Annotated in this window: 15 protein-coding genes, 1 tRNA gene and 1 pseudogene; 13 read left to right on the top strand and 4 right to left on the bottom strand. The window is 36.4% G+C overall.

Annotation, left to right across the window (positions count from 1 at the left end):
• Window positions 1-22: 22 nt before the first annotated feature.
• The 6 genes from ACQKL6_RS14830 (at window position 23) to ACQKL6_RS14805 (ending at window position 3,372) form a co-directional block, all read left to right on the top strand.
• Window positions 23-592: a sulfurtransferase TusA family protein gene (locus ACQKL6_RS14830; RefSeq protein WP_402991917.1), complete on the top strand. Its 570-nt coding sequence runs from the start codon at window positions 23-25 to the stop codon at window positions 590-592.
• Window positions 593-625: 33 nt separating this feature from the next.
• Window positions 626-1,021, top strand: coding sequence for a DsrE/DsrF/DrsH-like family protein (locus ACQKL6_RS14825; protein ID WP_402991914.1), 396 nt, complete (start codon window positions 626-628; stop codon window positions 1,019-1,021).
• A 55-nt stretch (window positions 1,022-1,076) separates the two neighbouring features.
• A complete protein-coding gene (locus ACQKL6_RS14820; RefSeq protein WP_402991911.1) occupies window positions 1,077-2,204 on the top strand; it encodes an MBL fold metallo-hydrolase in 1,128 nt (375 codons plus the stop codon).
• Window positions 2,205-2,243: 39 nt separating this feature from the next.
• A complete protein-coding gene (locus ACQKL6_RS14815) occupies window positions 2,244-2,471 on the top strand; it encodes a sulfurtransferase TusA family protein (protein ID WP_402956509.1) in 228 nt (75 codons plus the stop codon).
• A gap of 50 nt (window positions 2,472-2,521) precedes the next feature.
• Window positions 2,522-3,301: a sulfite exporter TauE/SafE family protein gene (locus ACQKL6_RS14810; RefSeq protein ID WP_402991906.1), complete on the top strand. Its 780-nt coding sequence runs from the start codon at window positions 2,522-2,524 to the stop codon at window positions 3,299-3,301.
• Window positions 3,295-3,372 (top strand) — tRNA-Val (locus ACQKL6_RS14805). The genes ACQKL6_RS14810 and ACQKL6_RS14805 overlap by 7 nt, the downstream gene beginning before the upstream one ends.
• Before the next feature lie 186 nt (window positions 3,373-3,558).
• On the opposite strand, the gene ACQKL6_RS14800 is transcribed toward ACQKL6_RS14805, so the two are convergent.
• Window positions 3,559-4,317 carry a tyrosine-type recombinase/integrase gene (locus tag ACQKL6_RS14800; protein ID WP_427651399.1) on the bottom strand — a complete coding sequence of 253 codons (759 nt, stop codon included), beginning with the start codon at window positions 4,315-4,317 and terminating at the stop codon, window positions 3,559-3,561.
• 80 nt (window positions 4,318-4,397) lie between these two features.
• Here ACQKL6_RS14800 and ACQKL6_RS14795 point away from each other — a divergent pair, with 80 nt between their 5' ends.
• From ACQKL6_RS14795 to ACQKL6_RS14780, 4 genes are all read left to right on the top strand, one after another.
• Window positions 4,398-5,150: an SDR family oxidoreductase gene (locus ACQKL6_RS14795; RefSeq protein ID WP_402956446.1), complete on the top strand. Its 753-nt coding sequence runs from the start codon at window positions 4,398-4,400 to the stop codon at window positions 5,148-5,150.
• A gap of 123 nt (window positions 5,151-5,273) precedes the next feature.
• Window positions 5,274-5,477: a hypothetical protein gene (locus ACQKL6_RS14790; RefSeq protein ID WP_402956448.1), complete on the top strand. Its 204-nt coding sequence runs from the start codon at window positions 5,274-5,276 to the stop codon at window positions 5,475-5,477.
• A gap of 21 nt (window positions 5,478-5,498) precedes the next feature.
• Window positions 5,499-5,852 carry an NAD(P)-dependent alcohol dehydrogenase gene (locus ACQKL6_RS14785; RefSeq protein ID WP_427651398.1) on the top strand — a complete coding sequence of 118 codons (354 nt, stop codon included), beginning with the start codon at window positions 5,499-5,501 and terminating at the stop codon, window positions 5,850-5,852.
• Between the two features lie 3 nt (window positions 5,853-5,855).
• Entirely contained in the window at window positions 5,856-5,933 is a 78-nt protein-coding gene (locus ACQKL6_RS14780; RefSeq protein WP_427651445.1) for a zinc-binding dehydrogenase, read from the top strand.
• A gap of 706 nt (window positions 5,934-6,639) precedes the next feature.
• On the opposite strand, the gene ACQKL6_RS14775 is transcribed toward ACQKL6_RS14780, so the two are convergent.
• From ACQKL6_RS14775 to ACQKL6_RS14765, 3 genes and pseudogenes are all read right to left on the bottom strand, one after another.
• Window positions 6,640-7,608, bottom strand: a complete 969-nt coding sequence (locus ACQKL6_RS14775; RefSeq protein ID WP_427651397.1) for an NAD(P)-dependent alcohol dehydrogenase — start codon at window positions 7,606-7,608, stop codon at window positions 6,640-6,642.
• A gap of 218 nt (window positions 7,609-7,826) precedes the next feature.
• Window positions 7,827-8,333: pseudogene (locus ACQKL6_RS14770) on the bottom strand (Crp/Fnr family transcriptional regulator).
• A 963-nt stretch (window positions 8,334-9,296) separates the two neighbouring features.
• Window positions 9,297-10,730, bottom strand: a complete 1,434-nt coding sequence (locus ACQKL6_RS14765; protein WP_427651396.1) for an MFS transporter — start codon at window positions 10,728-10,730, stop codon at window positions 9,297-9,299.
• A gap of 261 nt (window positions 10,731-10,991) precedes the next feature.
• Between ACQKL6_RS14765 and phnD the strand changes: the two genes are divergently transcribed.
• Genes phnD through ACQKL6_RS14750 form a run of 3 tightly spaced genes read left to right on the top strand, consistent with a single transcriptional unit; the run spans window position 10,992 to window position 13,981 of the window.
• Window positions 10,992-11,903 (top strand): phosphate/phosphite/phosphonate ABC transporter substrate-binding protein, encoded by a 912-nt coding sequence (gene phnD, locus ACQKL6_RS14760; protein WP_427651395.1) that lies wholly within the window; start codon window positions 10,992-10,994, stop codon window positions 11,901-11,903.
• Window positions 11,887-13,305 (top strand): ATP-binding protein, encoded by a 1,419-nt coding sequence (locus ACQKL6_RS14755; RefSeq protein WP_427651394.1) that lies wholly within the window; start codon window positions 11,887-11,889, stop codon window positions 13,303-13,305. Before phnD ends, ACQKL6_RS14755 begins: the two co-directional genes overlap by 17 nt.
• Before the next feature lie 49 nt (window positions 13,306-13,354).
• Window positions 13,355-13,981, top strand: coding sequence for a response regulator (locus tag ACQKL6_RS14750; protein ID WP_402876082.1), 627 nt, complete (start codon window positions 13,355-13,357; stop codon window positions 13,979-13,981).
• Window positions 13,982-16,977: the final 2,996 nt, after the last annotated feature.

Here is a 16,977-nt window from a genome sequence, read left to right as displayed (position 1 = left end):
TATAAATCGAGGAGGAAGAAACATGATTAAAACAAATTCTGTTTTAGATGCAAGAGGATTAGCATGTCCGATGCCCATTGTCAAAACCAAAAAGGCTTTAAATGCCTTGGAGTCCGGTGAAGTATTGGAAGTCCAAGCAACGGATAAAGGTTCAACGGCCGACATGAAAGCTTGGGCAGAGAGTACAGGTCATCAATATTTAGGTACAGTCGAAGAAGGAACTGTTCTGAAACATTACCTTCGTAAGTCAAGCGGAGAAGAAAGTATGGAAAAGAGACACCCGAACGTTGTTTCGAATGAGGAGCTTCAACAAAAAATAGAGGCAAATCCAAATATTGTTGTGTTGGATGTAAGAGAATCGGCAGAATATGCTTTTGAACACATTCCAACGGCGAAATCCCTTCCCCTGGGTGATTTGGATGGCAGTCTAAGTGAACTGGATAAAGAATCCGAGATATACGTGATTTGCCGTACTGGGAGCAGGAGTGACCTAGCTGCACAAAAACTTACAGAATCAGGATTTAAGCAAGTAATCAATGTCATGCCTGGCATGAGCCAATGGAATGGTCCGACAGAAAAATCAGTGAATTAATAAAAAACTACTACTAATATGGAGGAATGAAGGATGACTAAAAAGGTAGCAATCATCGCTAGTAACGGTGGATTATTTGACGCATATAAAGTTTTTAATATTGCCACAGCAGCGGCAGCAACAGATCAAAAGGTTGCCATTTTCTTCACATTTGAAGGATTAAACTTAATCCACAAGGAAGGCAATAAACAACTTCCGATGCCAGAAGGCAAAGAACATTTTGCGGAAGGATTTGCAAAGGCCAATGTACCGGCCATTCCAGAATTACTTGCTATGGCCCAAGAATTAGGCGTTACATTTATCGGATGCCAAATGACAATGGATGTTATGGGACTAGTGAAAGAAGACTTCGTTGACGGAATTGAAGTCGGCGGCGCTGTAACCTTCTTGGAATTCGCTAAAGATGCGGATGTTACTTTAACATTTTAATAGCTAAAAAAAAGAAAAAAATTTGAAATGGAATATACTATAGGGGGTATATAGAATGCCATACAATGAAATGACAGCTAAAGAAGTGGCAAAGAAAGTAATCAATAAAGATGAGCTATTTATCTTTGACGTTCGTAATGAAAATGATTTTAACGATTGGAAAATTGAAGGAGCGGGTTTCGACTACTTTAATATGCCGTACTTCGAATTGCTAGATGGTGTGGAAGAAATCATGGATAAAATTCCTACCAATAAGGAAGTTCTGGTTGTATGTGCAAAAGAAGGCTCATCCGTTATGGTAGCAGAAATGCTATCTGATGCAGGGCTAACAGTTTCTTACTTAAAGGGCGGAATGAAAGCGTGGAGTGAACACTTAGAGCCATTGAAAATTGGCGATTTGAAGGATGGTGGGGAGATCTATCAATTTATCCGTCTTGGAAAAGGATGCTTGTCCTACATGGTCGTTTCCAATGGAGAAGCAGCCCTTATTGACTCCACTAGGATGATTGATACTTACCTTGATTTTGCAGAAAGCATCGGTGCAAAGATCACACAAGTATTTGATACACACTTACATGCTGACCATATTTCAGGTGGTAGACAAATCGCAAAAAGCACGAATGCAACGTATTGGTTGCCGCCAAAAGATGCAACGGAAGTGGTCTTTGAATATGAGCCTTTAGAGAATGGTAAAGTGGTCAAAATCGGTCATACAGATATTGAAATCCAAGCTCTATATTCTCCAGGACATACAATTGGTTCTACTTCATTTGTTGTCGATGAAAAATACCTTTTGACAGGGGACATTCTATTCATCGATTCGATTGGTAGACCGGATTTAGCTGGATTGGCTGAGGATTGGGTTGGCGACTTGAGAGAAACCCTTTATACACGTTACAAAGAACTATCAGACGAGTTGATTGTCCTTCCATCTCATTTCATGATCATTGAAGAATTGAACGAAGACGGCAGTGTCGCTAAGAAGTTAGGATCGTTGTTTGAAGAAAATCATGGCCTGAATATTGCAGACGAAGCAGAGTTCAGAAAGATGGTAACGGGAAACCTACCTCCACAACCGAATGCTTACCAAGAAATCCGTCAAACGAACATGGGGAAAATCACGCCTGATGAGGAAAAACAACGTGAAATGGAAATTGGACCGAATCGTTGTGCGGTACGATAAAACATCACAAAAAACTATGAATAGAGGAGATTTATCATGATGAAATCAGAAAAGATATTAGATGCTAAGGGCTTGGCTTGTCCAATGCCAATCGTAAGAACAAAGAAAGCGATGAATGAATTGGAATCCGGTCAAGTATTGGAAATACATGTAACAGATAAAGGCGCAAAAGCAGATTTAGCGGCTTGGTCAAAATCAGGCGGACATGAGCTAATTGAAATGGCAGAAGATAATGGCGTGTTGAAATTCTGGATTAGAAAAGGCTGATAAAGATAAGGGGACCAATTAGGTTCCCTTCTTCTAAAGGAGAGACTGACATGGACATTACTTTTATCATCACCATATTTTTAATTGGTTTCATTGGCTCCTATATTTCAGGAATGCTTGGCATAGGCGGGTCGATCATCAAGTACCCGATGCTTTTATACATCCCGCCGATCTTCGGTTTAGCGTCATTCAGTGCCCACGAAGTTTCAGGTATCAGCGCCGTACAAGTATTATTCGCCTCCATCGGGGGTGTATGGGCTTACCGTAAGGGTGGTTATTTAAACAAGCCGCTTATCCTCTACATGGGTATCAGTGTATTGATAGGAAGCGTAATTGGGAGTTTCGGTTCGCAATCGATGTCGGAAGACGGTATCAATATCGTCTATGGCCTGCTTGCTTTAATAGCGGCGGTGATGATGTTCATACCGAAAAAAGGTATCGATGATATCCCATTAGACCAGGTCAAATTTAATAAATGGTTAGCTGCAACACTTGCCCTGATCGTCGGTTTAGGTTCCGGGATTGTCGGGGCGGCCGGAGGCTTCTTACTTGTTCCGATTATGCTCGTTGTCTTGAAAATACCGACGAGGGTAACCATTGCCTCTTCACTAGCCATTACCTTCATTTCCTCCATTGGGGCAACCGTCGGCAAGATCTCTACAGGCCAAGTTGACTATTATCCGGCAATCATCATGGTAGTTGCAAGTATCATCGCAGCTCCACTTGGTGCAATGGCAGGGAAGAAAATGAACACAAAAATCCTTCAAGTCATATTGGCACTATTAATATTAGCAACAGCAGTAAAGATTTGGATGGGGATTTTGGTGTAGGGTTGGTAAAAGGAGATTAGACCTTTACCTTGACAGGGTAGAGGTCGCTGGTTCGAACCCAGTCGGAATCATCATTTCTGGAAGCCGCAAGTCCTTGTGTATCAAGGGTTTGCGGCTTTTTGTTTATTTTCTGACACCTTGATTTTTAGCTGTTTTTTTATGCGTTACACAGAAATTGGACAAACACTGCACAAAACATCCATTTACATCAATCGTGTCAAGGGTTCCAGCTTGTGTCGTATTTTCTTTTTTGTCCATTATGTCCAAAAGTTCTGGTCAAATCGTTCGGCCGTTTTTCGCTGCATCTCCTCATTTGTATGTGAATAAATATCGAGCGTGATACTGACTCGTGCATGCCCTAATCGCTCACATACAACCTTTGGGTTCTCACCGGAACGCATTAACATGGTTGCGTGTGTATGACGAAGATTATGAAAAGAAATATACGGAACGTCTGCTTTTTCCGTTAAGCTTTTATACATCCTCAGCAAATTCCTTGGTTCGACATACGTTCCTTTTTTCGAAGGAAAAACGAGATCCAAAGGATTATCGGTTTGGTGCTGTTTGTGTATGGTCAAAGCTTCTGTGAGGCTGGGAGAAAGAAATATTGCTCGTTCTGAATGAGCGGTTTTCACCTCTTTCGGTTTCAGCCCATGCGCTTTTGTTCGTGCTAAAGCTTCAGCAACATGAATCACACCTTTTTCTAAATCAACGTTATTCCAGCGCAAGGCAAGGATTTCACCTCTTCTCATGCCAGTGAACAGTGCAACTAGAAAAAGAGCGAGGCAGTTTTCTGCTTCACAAACCTTTAGGAATCCTTTTGCTTCATCCAATGTCCATACTTGCTTGTGTTTCTTATGAATGGATGGCGGAGCGGCATCTTTAGAAGGATTGCTTTGAATTAGACCCCATTTCAACGCTTTTTGCAATGCTTTTGATAACAAGTTATGGATCTTCTTTACATAAGCATTTGATCGTCCTTCATTTAACTTTTGAGCATACAATTGGTCAATCATATAGGGAGGTTAGTAGAATAAAGTAACCAACTTCTGAATATACAGTACAAAGATAATCCATCTGAATGGGAGAGTTGTACTTGAGAATACTTGTAACTGGTTCAACAGGAAAATTAGGGTCGGCTTTGTTAAAGCAATTAAAAGGTTTAGATTATCAAGTAAAAATAACTTCGAGAAGAAAACCAGAAGGAGTAGACTTTACATGGGTTTACAGCGATTTATTATCTGGCGAAGGTATAGAAGAAGCGGTAAAAGATGTTGATGTAATTATTCACGCAGCAACTAGTCCGATAAAAAATTCTAAAAGCATTGAGGTTGATGGGTTTGAAAAACTTTTAAGCAAGTTGCATCATATAAAACTTTTTATTTATCCATCAATTGTAGGTATTGAGGAAATCCCCTTCAAATATTATAAACTTAAATACAAAGCAGAAGAATTATTAAAAAATAGTTCTGTACCTTATACAATTGCTCGTGCAACTCAGTTTCATAGCTTTGTTGAGAATTTATTCTTATCAAAACCTTTCTTTAAAAGATATATAGTCCCTGGAAAGATTAAATTTCAAAGCGTGGATGTTAATGAATTCGCTAGACATTTAATCGATTTAGTTAATAAAGGCCCACAAGGAAAATTAGATGATTTCTGTGGTCCAGAGATAATGACATTAAGAGAAATGGCGGAGTTGAAAATTAAGGTTAACAATGAAACCAATGATGTTTTAAGCATTCCTTTTTCAGGAAAACTATACAATTCTTTGACTGAAGGAAAAAATACAAATCCTATGCAAAAGAAAGGGATGATTACTTATGAGGAATATCTAGGAATAAGCTGAATTAAATTTACTGAGTGAATTTATCAATAAGGTATCAAGTAAACAGCATATAAAGTGGTTTCATTTTTTTTTGAAAGGAATTGATGATATCGAACGATTTGATAATTACAGGAGGTTAAACAGTTGAAAGCAGCAATTTATAGTTCTTATGGTTCCCCTGAAGTAATGGAGATTAGGTATGTTGAGAAACCGTTCATCAAAGATGAAGATAGGGTATTAATTAAAGTGGTCTCCGCCTCTGTAATTAAATATGACATTCTATATCGAAAAGGTTATTTGCCAACAAGAATGGAGAATGGCCTTATAAAACAAAAACGCAAATTCTAGGAATAGACGTCGCAGGTACCGTTGAAGCCGTGGGAAAAAATAATTGGCGATCGTGTTTTTGGAAGTTGCGTCGGTTCCCATGCTGAATATGTCTGCCCAAAAGAAAATGTTCTGACATTTATGCCAAATAATGCAACGTTTGAAGAGGCAGCCGCAATACCATGCGCTGCACAGACCGCTCTACAAGCATTACGAGATGTAGGGAAGCTAAAAGCAGGCGATAAGGTTTTAATCTATGGTGCATCGGGTGGAGTGGGGCATTTTGCTGTTCAGCTTGCTGTGGATTTTGGCGCTGAAGTAACCGCAGTTTGTAGTACATCTAATATTGAATGGGTTAAAAGTCTAGGTGCTCATCAAATTAATACCGGTAATTGAAAAGTGCTTTCCTTTAATGATATTGTAAATGCGCATAGGCATGTTGAAAGTGGACGCACAAAGGGGAAGATTATTCTTTAAAAATCGAGTGGAATTATTTCCAATCTGAATTGGCTATTCACAAACATTTTTCATGAATAAAACGATAAATCATATTGAACCAATTTAAGTATTGGTGCAAGAGATGAAGAATTTGGGGCTTCAGCTTTTGTTTTTGATCAAGGAAAATAATTTCAAAGCAAGAAAGAAATAAATCAGATATTGAACTTATTCAAGCTTTTAATAGCGTTCATCATCACTATCATATATTTACCCCTATTAAAAAGCTGCCGATCGATTATGATAATAACAATTTAGATGAATCTGTTTGAATTGGCCAAATCCAATGACCTAAATTTATCAAGGTGTTAATTTTTCCACTATCCATTTCTTGCTGTAAAAACAACTATTTTACTTCTAATGAACTTAGTGATTAAGTACACTGGTTCGCCGACCTACAAATTCACCAAATACTTGCCTATTTATTACTTGTGGAATTCAAACAGCTCCTACGATTGTGGAATAAGCAACCGTTAAAGAGGAATAAAAAAATATCGATTCCACTTTAATAGGAATCGGATCAATTTAATTAAACCCATCAGCACCAATGTGTTGCCACATACATTCTACACATTGTGAAGCGTTCGCTTGGTTAGAATTGGTTTAATGTGAAATAAAATAAAAAGTAGAATGTTTAGAAGTTTTGGTATCGCATTTCTAATTTATTTATGGTGGAGCAAGACACTCATTATAAAGTAATCACCACTTTACCTTGAGCGTGACCTTCTTGAAAATATTTGAATGCTTCCGTTATTTCACTTAACTTAAATCGTTTATCAATTATTGGTTTTACTTTTCCCATTTCAAGTAACTCTTTTATATCATTTAAATCTTTTTGATTTGCTCTTTGTAACAGGCTACTTATTTTCTTGCTTCCAGTCAATGAAATAAAAGGTCCAAGAAATAATGTTTGATAAAGTTGAGACTCCGAACCTCCTACGTGAATAAATTTCCCATTTAGTTTTAGTACACGTTTATAAGCTGCAAGGGAATTAGAACCATTCACACCTAGAACCAAATCATAACATTCCTTATCTTGTGCGAAATACTCTTCTGTATAATCAATGATATGATCTGCTCCTAGAGAACGCAATATTTCAACGTTTCGTGTACTACATACGCCCGTTACTTCAGCACCGAATGATTTAGCAATTTGTACCGCAAAAGTACCAACGCCTCCAGATGCGCCATAGATTAATACTTTATGCCCCGATTTAATTTCACCTTTATTACGTAGTCCTTGTAAGGCAGTCACGCCTGCCATAGGAGTCGCTGCAGCTTCCTCAAAGGAGATATTGGTTGGCTTTATGGCTAAAGCAAATTCGGGGACCGTTACATATTCAGCAAAACCACCCCAGCCACAACCAGAGAGGTCACCAAATACTTCATCACCTACTTTAAATAGTTTAACTTTTTCCCCAACAGCTTCAACTGTACCAGCTATGTCACCTCCTGGAATTGAGTATTTTGGTTTTGTTAGTCCAAAGGCAAAACGGGCTAAGAAGGGTTTACCTTTCAAAAGAACTAAGTTGCCAAAGTTTAAAGATGCTGAATGAACCTTAACTAATACTTGATTCTCGGTAGGGAAAGGTTTTTTTACCTCCTTTAATTCAAGTACATCGGGCGAACCATATTTATCACAAACTATCGCCTTCATAAAAATCCCCTCCAAATGCTAATATCTTTGATTAAATTTAATAATAACAAGGTGATAAAAACCGTTCATTGACTTTCTTAAGTTAATTTCTAGATACTTTATAAATTTTTTTAGCTGGTATCACAAAGGTTAAGTGTGATATATGGTTCAATGATATTTGGTGAGTCAGTCTTCGGTGCTTAGTTGCTACTTTGAAGCAGGATGATTACGGATGAAATCTATTTTAACGACTCAGGAGTAATTCCAAGATAGCTAGCTAATTGATGTTGTGGTACACGGTCAATTAACTCGGGGCGTTTCCTTAAAACAGATTCGTATCGTTCTTCTGGAGAAGAACCAATAAATTCACCGAATTGTTCTTGTATTTCACCAACGTTTATTTCCATCATTTTGCGTATCATTATTTCAAGTTGTGGGTATTTGTTAAACATCGTATTTTCAGAATCAACATCACCAACAACTAATATGCAATCTTCAACACACACTAATGAATACTTAGATAAGTCATCTTGAGTCTTTTCGTTGATAATTGGAATAGCTTGATCTTCAGTAAATAACTCACCCCATTAATACGAAATAACATTTAATGGCGGAAAGTTCTCCTTGTCTAAGAAGATATTGTCCTTTTTATATTCATCAATTCGTAAACTTTCAGAGATTGCCCGCTGTTCATCTTCGCTGATTAAAGTAAAGTCAGACATATATTTTAAGAGTATATCAATCATATATTCTCTCCCTTTCTAATTGAAACAATTTAAATGTATCTTAATCATTTCAACACCTTTATCCAGTTCACCTTGATTAGATAGAAACAATAGAAATAGCATCTCTTTTACTATTCAACTAAAGGGATGTTTTAGTAAAGAAAGGATTTATAATAAAGCATATAAAAATTAATCTAATAACATTCCAAAAGAAAAATTTAGGCATACTAAAAAGAGCCAGGTTCTACGATTGTAGGACCTAGCCAATTACTTAAATCCTCAAGCATCAATGTGTTGCCACATACAGTCGGCACATTTGGTATGTGGGAACATAGTATACACATAAAATACTTTTTATGTTGTGAAAGTTTAAGGGTAAAATGATTCTGATTCTTATTTTGAATAGAATAATGTGATGTTCAACAATCGGGCGCAATTCCTAAAAAGGGGTTATGCCTTCTTCAGCTAAAGGGCCAGATTGTTGAATAACATTCTTTTGTGAAAGGTAACCAAATGACGCTATGTTAACTTAAAAGGCACTAAATGTTAGGATGATTAGATACTTTTGCAAGATATTTGCTTTGTTCACAATTTGTTGCCCTTTAGTAATTCTAAAGAATATTTAGTTTTCAATACGATGTGACGATGAGGAACATCAAATAATAATTCTTGTAGTTTTTTTCAGACCAACCATCTGTGTACTGCTTTCCACACTTATGAAAATAACGGGTTTACAAGTAAAGCAACCAAATACGGTTCAGAAGTATATTCACTGCCAAGGCATTTTGCATTGCCTAAGTCTATAACCATCAATATGTTCTTTAAGTATTTGTGTAATGAGCCCACTATTCTTTTCAATCCAACTACGAATATTATACCGAACAGTTATCCACAAATCGATTATTTTAAGAGTTATTAAACAACAAAAAAGATGTTGGTGAATCATTTAGATTCATCAACACCATAAATAATAGAATATAGATATTAAACAACTTTTACTTTCTGTTCGGATTTTGACAACACTAGATAGCCTACCGCTGCAAATGCTGATAAGAAGGCTACAACTATATAAGACCAGAACCAACCAAATTGATCAGCTAAAATTGGCATTAACCAATTGGAACCCATGTTTCCAATTAAATACGCTGTAACACCCACAAAACCAATTGCCGTCCCAGCTACATTCAAAGGAACAAAGTCAATTGTTAGAATGTTAACAATTAATTGTGGTCCATAAATTAAGGCTCCTAAAATCCCACAAACCACCAAGAATAATGCGTAATTTTTTACACCACCGCTAACTAAGCTCTCGTAGAAAAAGACAAACACCACCATGGCAAACAAGCCAATTGCTCCAATTTTAGCCATTTTATTTGGGTATTTAACAGCTAACCATGCAAATATAAGTGATCCCGGGATCGCAATCCATTCAAGAACTGAAACAGCCAATTGTGCTCTTGTATTCGATAAGTTCCCCACTTCGCTAAGATAAATTGGCATCCAATCTGCAATTCCAAAACGGAGAAAATATAAGGCCACGTTGACAGCAGATACTAGTAATATTAGTGGATTGGTAAAAACATATTTCCAAATTAATTGCCAATAGCTCAGTCCAACTTTTTCTTCTTCAGTTGCCACATTAGATTCCCCGGCATCCCCATACATCGTTCTTAAGGAATCGAGGCCTTCAGATTCAGGGCTATCTCCGCCATAACGCCAACATAAATATGCAAAAATCAGTACCAAAACTCCTGGAACTAAAAAAGCCATGAAAATATTTCCTGTTTCAGGAACGACTAGTCCCATACTGGTTAGGGCCACAATGATCAAAGGAAGTAAAGCTGATCCCACATTTTGTGAGATATTCCAACCCGCAATGGCTGCTCCACGAGATTTATTCGAGTAATAATTAGCAAGCATCATTTGAGAGGCAGGAGCTAAAGCACCTTGTACAACTCCACTCAATATTAGGAGAATGGCTAATACTGCAATCGATGTGTTGAAAAAGCCAATGAGAATGGCGATTAAGGCACTTGCTCCCAAACAGACCGAGAAAAGTTTTCTTATACTAACACGGTCTCCTAATGCTCCCATATAAAACTTAGCTAATCCATAAGAAATCGTTAAACAAGAAAGTAACAAAGCAATATCTGTTTTATCCCATCCATTTGTAGTCATGATACTATTTGACATTAACTTAAAATTATTCCGCACAAGATAAGCACATACATACCCTAGAAATGCAATTAGAAAAATTATTTTCCGCCGATAGAGATAACGTGCAAATTTCTCGGTATTTTGCTTTTGGTTAACTAATTCCATTACTGAAACCACTCCAATACAGTATATTATAAGTTCTAAAGTCTTGATTCTATTAGCATATTTTATTAAGCTGCTTGAAATATCTTCTAATGGCATCCCTCCTGTTATAATGGAAGCGCTTAAAAAAGGTAGGTAACACAAGTGTTTTACATAATAGTATTATCTTACTTTTTAACCCTTTAGACTATCAGCAGATTTCCTATTACCTGTCAGAAAATATCCTACAATGTGCGACTAATACTATTAAAATTGTGACAATGTGAAACTATGATTGTGATATAATAGTAAATACTAATTTAGGAATAAAACTCTAATTTGCGAATTGTTGTTGAGGAATTCGACCTAGAAAGGGATACTATGGGAAAATTATTCAAGGTTATTCCGGTTTTATTAATAATCACCTTATTAATAGGTTGTGGGTCAAACCTATCAACCTATAAAATTGATTTTTCAGAATATGAAAAGCAACCTACAGATAGTAAAGAGGATAAACAAGATAAACAAGATCCGATCCGTTTAGCCATTTCGAGTGTGCTTTCTCCAACGGATACGATTATATACTATCGTAAAATCGCAAATTTTATTGGTAAGAAACTTAAGCGACCAGCCATTTTAATTCAACGCAGAAGTTATAATGAAATCAGCAACCTAATGATCAATGGGGGAGCTGATATAGCTCTACTTCCAACAGGAGCTTATATCACGTATAGAGAAAACGGAGGATTTGAAGGAATTGCAACGCAAGAAAGATTTGGGAGCCCTTATTATTATGGTTACATTGTTGCAAGTGTTGAAAGCGGTTTCTCGACAATTGATGATTTGGAAGGCAAAGATGTTGCATTTTATGATCCTTCAAGTTATTCTGGATATCTTTTTGTGGAAGAAGAGTTGGAAAATTTGGGGGAAGACATCAAAAGCTTTTTTGGGAGACATGTATACACATATAGTCATGAACGATCCCTTAGTGCCGTTTTAAATAATACCGTAGATGCTGCAGCTGTCAATTCCCTAGTTTTTGAAACGATGGAACGTGAAAACCCTAAAGAAGTCAAAATATTAAAAATTATCGGAAAATCGATGCCATTAGGTACTGGACCTGTTGTTATCAGAAGTAATTTAGCTAAGGAAGAAAAGGAAATGATTAAAGCGAGTTTTCTTACTATGCACGAACAGGATTCTATGAAGATAGCACTTCAAGGTTTATATATTGATCGCTTTATCCCATTCGACTCGGAATATTATGAGGTTCTTTATGAAATGGATAAGTAACTTGAAAATAAACCAAAAGATACTTGGGGCTATCATGTTCTCCTCACTTTTTCTAGCTAGCATTTTTGGATGGATCATATGGGATTCACTTACAAATATGATGACGGAGGATCTCTCGAAACGAGGTGCCAATATCGCAAAAAATGTTGCAGAAATAAGCTCAGACTACATTCTCTTTGACGATCAATATGCGGTGGATAATCTTATTAAAGAAACAAAAAAGGTAGATGAAGAAATTCGCTATATCTTAGTTTTTGATAGTCGTCGCACGCTTTATGCTCATACATTTCCGAATCCTGAGATTCTTCCAAAAGGAATAGTAAAGTCACATACACCAAAAGGGGTTACCCAAAAAGAGGATGCGACTTTATCCTCGGATGAAGGTAATATCCACGATGTCATAGTTCCTATCGAAGAAGGAGAAGTAGGGTATGTTCGAGTGGGGATGTCAGAGGAAAAATCGTTGGAATACATATATTCTAGAATCGTTAAATTACTTATTGTCACATTACTAATATCAATTGGTGCCATGGGAATGGCTTATTTTGCTACCCGTATGATAACTAAACCGATCAATACTTTAGTAGATGTAGCTTTAGGCATATCGGCAGGTAACTTGTCCTTAAGAGCAGAAGGAACCAATAACGATGAGATTGGAAAACTGGCACAAGCTTTTAATGAAATGACTGATCATCTTATTAATTCTAATAATGAAGTGGACTATTTACTTAAGGAACTTCAACAAAAGGATTTATTGCGTGATAAGTTGATATCGAAGTTATTATCTGTTCAAGAGGATGAGAGAAAAAGAATTTCACGTGAACTTCATGATGAGACAAGTCAAGCTCTCACCTCATTAATGGTAACCATGCGAATTATGGCTAATGAGGCGAAAGATGGTGAACAACGTGAGTTACTTTATACAAGCAGAGATATAGCTGCAGGAATTTTAAAACAGATAAGGGATCTAGCCGTCGAATTACGGCCACCGATCCTTGATAAGATGGGGCTTGTTTCAGCGATAAAAAAATATGCGAGAAATTTTGAGGGAAAATACAAAATCCAAGTTCATTTATTTGTTCCTGATGATGACGTTACTATAGCTGAACATGTTACGTTGGCTCTATATCGAATTGTTCAAGAAAGCATGAGTAATGTGGTGAAACATACCAATGCAACTGAAATTATGATTGGCTTGGATATTAATAAACGATGGATCTATTTGACAATAAATGATAATGGTCAGGGAATTCATGAAGCAGATTTTGAAAAAGCTAAGCAACAAAATAGGATTGGTATACATGGAATGAAGGAAAGAGCAGAGTTGCAGGGTGGTACATTTTTTATCAGGACGAACAAGATGGGAGGGACAGAAATTTCCGTTTCTCTACCATTAAATTAGAAAGAAGTTGGTAAAGTTGAAACAGAGTTTCAAAAGGAAAATTAGTATTATGCTAGTTGATGATCATGCCATTCTTATATCAGGGTTAAAACTTTTATTGCAAAAACGGACTTCTTATCAAGTTGTGGGAGTAGCTGATGATGGGCATAAAGCTCTTGAGCTTTATGATAAATTAGTGCCGGATATTTTAATCCTCGATATTTCTTTGCCCGGTATGGACGGACTACAGGTACTAAAAAATATAAGGGTACGATATGAATATGCAAAAGTGATTGTCTTAACAATGTACGAAGATGAGGAATATGTATCGTTAATTATGGAAGCAGGTGCATCGGGTTACGTCCCGAAAGTAGCTGTAGATGAAGAATTGTATTCTGCTATTGATACAGTTATGGATGGCTATATATACTTGCGGCCAAAGGAAATGACGTCAATGATAAAAAATAAGCAGAGTGAAGAAAAGATTCACAAGATGTATTCTACAATAAGCCCCCGCGAGAAAGAAGTACTACAGCTGATTGTTAAGGGACATTCATTAACTGAAATTGCAGGTGAACTACTGATAAGTATAAAAACAGTAGACACACATAAAACAAGAATCTTCAATAAACTAAACTTTACTAAAAAAAGTGAACTGGTTGAATTCGTTTTTAAACATAATCTGATTGATATATAGAGGCAGCTGAATGTCGGTGCCTGTTTTTCGGTACGCTAATGTTTATATATCGAGGGACAGAAACCATATCTCAACGACTACCCGAACTTGTTTCTCTGGGTAACACAATTTTGCTGCTAGGGCAGATGGTATCAAATCCACTAAAAAAAACTACCTAACATAACACATTAATATGATATAACATTTAATGGAAGGATGTTCTCCTTTTCTAAGAAGACATTTTCCTTTGTTATATTTATTAATTCGTAAACTTTCAGAGATTGCCTGCTCATCTTCACTGATTAAAGTAAAATCAGACATATATTTCATGAGTATTTCTTTCCCCTTTTCTGATTGAGGCAATTTAATTGTTTTTTTCATTTTTTTATTTATTTCCCTTTTTAAATTAAACAATCGAAATAGCACCTTAAAATTATCAGGCGCGATTCTGGAATAAGTACCTCTTTTCCCATTCAAGTAACGGATCCCTTAGGAAGAAGGGATTTATAAAGCATACGGAAATTTCCCTTTAACATTCAAATATAAAAAATTTAAAATACTAAAAAGCTAGGTTCTACTTGTAGGACTTAGCCAATCAATTAAACCTATCAGCACAATATGTTGCCACATACAGTCGACACACTGTGAAGCGGTGGAGTGGTTGGAGTTAGCATAATAAAAATTGAAAACCAAATATATATGTTGTACAAGAAAAGTTTGGTTTACAAGTCATAGGTTAAGAAACCTAATTATCAAATTATTTTGAGGAATGATTTGGTTCGGGAACAAAGCCTATTTTGAATGGGATAAACAAGAATTACTAACTATCCAATCCATGAATCAAACTTTTTGATACTTATTTAACGCAGTTGAACTTCAGTGAATATACTCAATAAGATTGGCAGGGAAGGGGTCGGGGTTCGAATCCCTCATAGGTCATCACTTTCCAAAGGCTAGAATACTTGATAAATCAAGGGTTCTAACCTTTTTTGTTGTTGTCGTACTAACTGCATTTTAATCGGCTAGAGTGATTTGCTAACATAGTTATTTTTCTTAGCTGAATTTAATAACCGGAAATAATCAATACAGAATTTTGATAAATCAACTTTCGAGACTTAATGTAATTAGTTGTTCTAGATTATTTTGTTCCATGAAATTGAAAGGAAAAAGGTGTAGGTTAACTCCCGCCCTCTCCAATAAAACACAATTATAGAGGGATTTTATGAAATGAGTGAGTAAGAACAGGCTATGTTGGATCATCTTATAAAAAATATGTTGATAGTAAATTTGACGTTCTTAAAGTTGCAATTAAAGGTGTAGATAATAAAGAAATTATTAACTCTCTTCTAAATAATAATTTTTAAGCTATCAAGAAGCAATCTCTCTCTATATAGACGGGTTATGGAACGAATTTCTCTAGACCTAGTGTTTAAAGGTGACTCTACTACATCTCTTTTATATAAAATGTCCACCATCCACACTCATCACATGTGGAGTGCTGTGCGTTGATAATTTCTTTAATCCTCCATTTCTACACTTTTAGACATTCATTTTTGGACATTCTTCGATTAGCATTTTTATCTCTGAAGTATTAACTTTAATCCAAATTATGCACCATTTCACCTTCAGTAACCATCGACTCCTCTAACTATTCTATAGCATGCCAATATCCCGGAGTATAAAATGTCAGGCTCTACATGGACTTGATTATTAAAGGTATCGACAAGTTTTTTTATATCAAAAATATCTCTACAAAACAGGTCAAAACCTATGAACAACTGACAAATACTTTGAAAGGTATCCATTAAATACGTCGATTCCTACCTATTAAACAAATTGAATGTAGGGTTTTGTCAAATAAAACATTTTTATTAATCCGAAAACCAACAAAATTTTCACTAAGTAATGCTTATGATTAACACTAAGATTTAAAGGAATCTATTAAATGTTTTTTAAAGAGATCATCATATCTATGCACCTGGAAAATCTTAATTTACAAATATAACCAAATGGTAAATTTCATGCAGGTGTTGTCCGATTTATTACTATACGGTTTATGGCTTTGGAGGGGATAAACTAGGTAAGGCATTAAGCTGTGACAGGAGGCGAGGTGATAAAGGAGCGTGTTTCTAACCAATGTTGAAGCCTCTAGCTAAATAGTAATGATTTAAAAGCGTCTGGGACGGTATTTGCGGATATTATCTCGCGTGAAATACCAACAAGGCAGTAAATTTAGCCGAACCGGGCTCCACGGTATCAACATAACGATTTAACACCTAGCAATTACCTAACCGGACTGGCGTAACAGTATGATAGGCGGTAAGTACAATGAAAAATCAGAATCTGCGGATAAGGTTGTCAAACAAATGCTTGGTTTCAAAGTGATGTTGGATCATCAAAAAAATACGAATATGCAATGATTGAGGTCTGGCAGTAGGTTAGATTACACATGTCAGGATATGCCTTCTGTGCCGGGGGAGGCACGGCGTAGGGGGGGGAACGTGAAAGTGACAATTTATGAAGAGAAAAGCCGGTTAGTGTACAACCCGATCATGTTAAAAAGGGGAAATCGTTACTTATAAAACAAGTGACGGAATCCTGATTACCCATCGGATTTTTAAGGGATGGGGACGCAATACATAACAAAGGGCAATCACAACAATATACCGGATGCCACTATTTTTCATTGGGCATCTATATAGGGGTTACAATTCCTTATATCAGTCACTTTATCAATTCAAGTGAGACTAGCGCTTTACTGCTTATTCTACTGGGGGTGTTGTTATTCTTAATGCAGGTTTTACCATTTGGTAGACCTTAAGGGGAATTGAAAGTAAAGAAGATAGCGAAGGAACAATATCAATTAGATTCGGTTATAAAACTACAACTTGATAGTCGTTTAAAAATAACATCCCTAAAAAAGGGGAAAAAGCTTAAGGAGGAGTAAATATGGAATTGAAAAAGAAGTTAGGTATGGGAATTATGGCGGGAATAATGGGGGTATCTTTAATTGGGGG

The sequence above is a fragment of the Peribacillus sp. NPDC097197 genome, assembly GCF_050278025.1.
Lineage (GTDB): Bacteria > Bacillota > Bacilli > Bacillales > DSM-1321 > Peribacillus.
The sequence above is the reverse complement of the archived record's forward strand: the minus strand, read 5'-3'. Positions and strand labels throughout refer to the sequence as shown.

Coding starts and splice junctions, on each gene's coding strand:
- ACQKL6_RS14825 (WP_402991914.1), top strand. CDS start 626: ATGACTAAAAAGGTAGCAATCATCGCTAGTAACGGTGGATTATTTGAC.
- ACQKL6_RS14815 (WP_402956509.1), top strand. CDS start 2,244: ATGAAATCAGAAAAGATATTAGATGCTAAGGGCTTGGCTTGTCCAATG.
- ACQKL6_RS14775 (WP_427651397.1), bottom strand. CDS start 7,608: ATGAAGGCGATAGTTTGTGATAAATATGGTTCGCCCGATGTACTTGAA.
- ACQKL6_RS14820 (WP_402991911.1), top strand. CDS start 1,077: ATGCCATACAATGAAATGACAGCTAAAGAAGTGGCAAAGAAAGTAATC.
- ACQKL6_RS14755 (WP_427651394.1), top strand. CDS start 11,887: ATGAAATGGATAAGTAACTTGAAAATAAACCAAAAGATACTTGGGGCT.
- ACQKL6_RS14830 (WP_402991917.1), top strand. CDS start 23: ATGATTAAAACAAATTCTGTTTTAGATGCAAGAGGATTAGCATGTCCG.
- ACQKL6_RS14765 (WP_427651396.1), bottom strand. CDS start 10,730: ATGCCATTAGAAGATATTTCAAGCAGCTTAATAAAATATGCTAATAGA.
- ACQKL6_RS14810 (WP_402991906.1), top strand. CDS start 2,522: ATGGACATTACTTTTATCATCACCATATTTTTAATTGGTTTCATTGGC.
- ACQKL6_RS14800 (WP_427651399.1), bottom strand. CDS start 4,317: ATGATTGACCAATTGTATGCTCAAAAGTTAAATGAAGGACGATCAAAT.
- ACQKL6_RS14750 (WP_402876082.1), top strand. CDS start 13,355: ATGCTAGTTGATGATCATGCCATTCTTATATCAGGGTTAAAACTTTTA.
- phnD (WP_427651395.1), top strand. CDS start 10,992: ATGGGAAAATTATTCAAGGTTATTCCGGTTTTATTAATAATCACCTTA.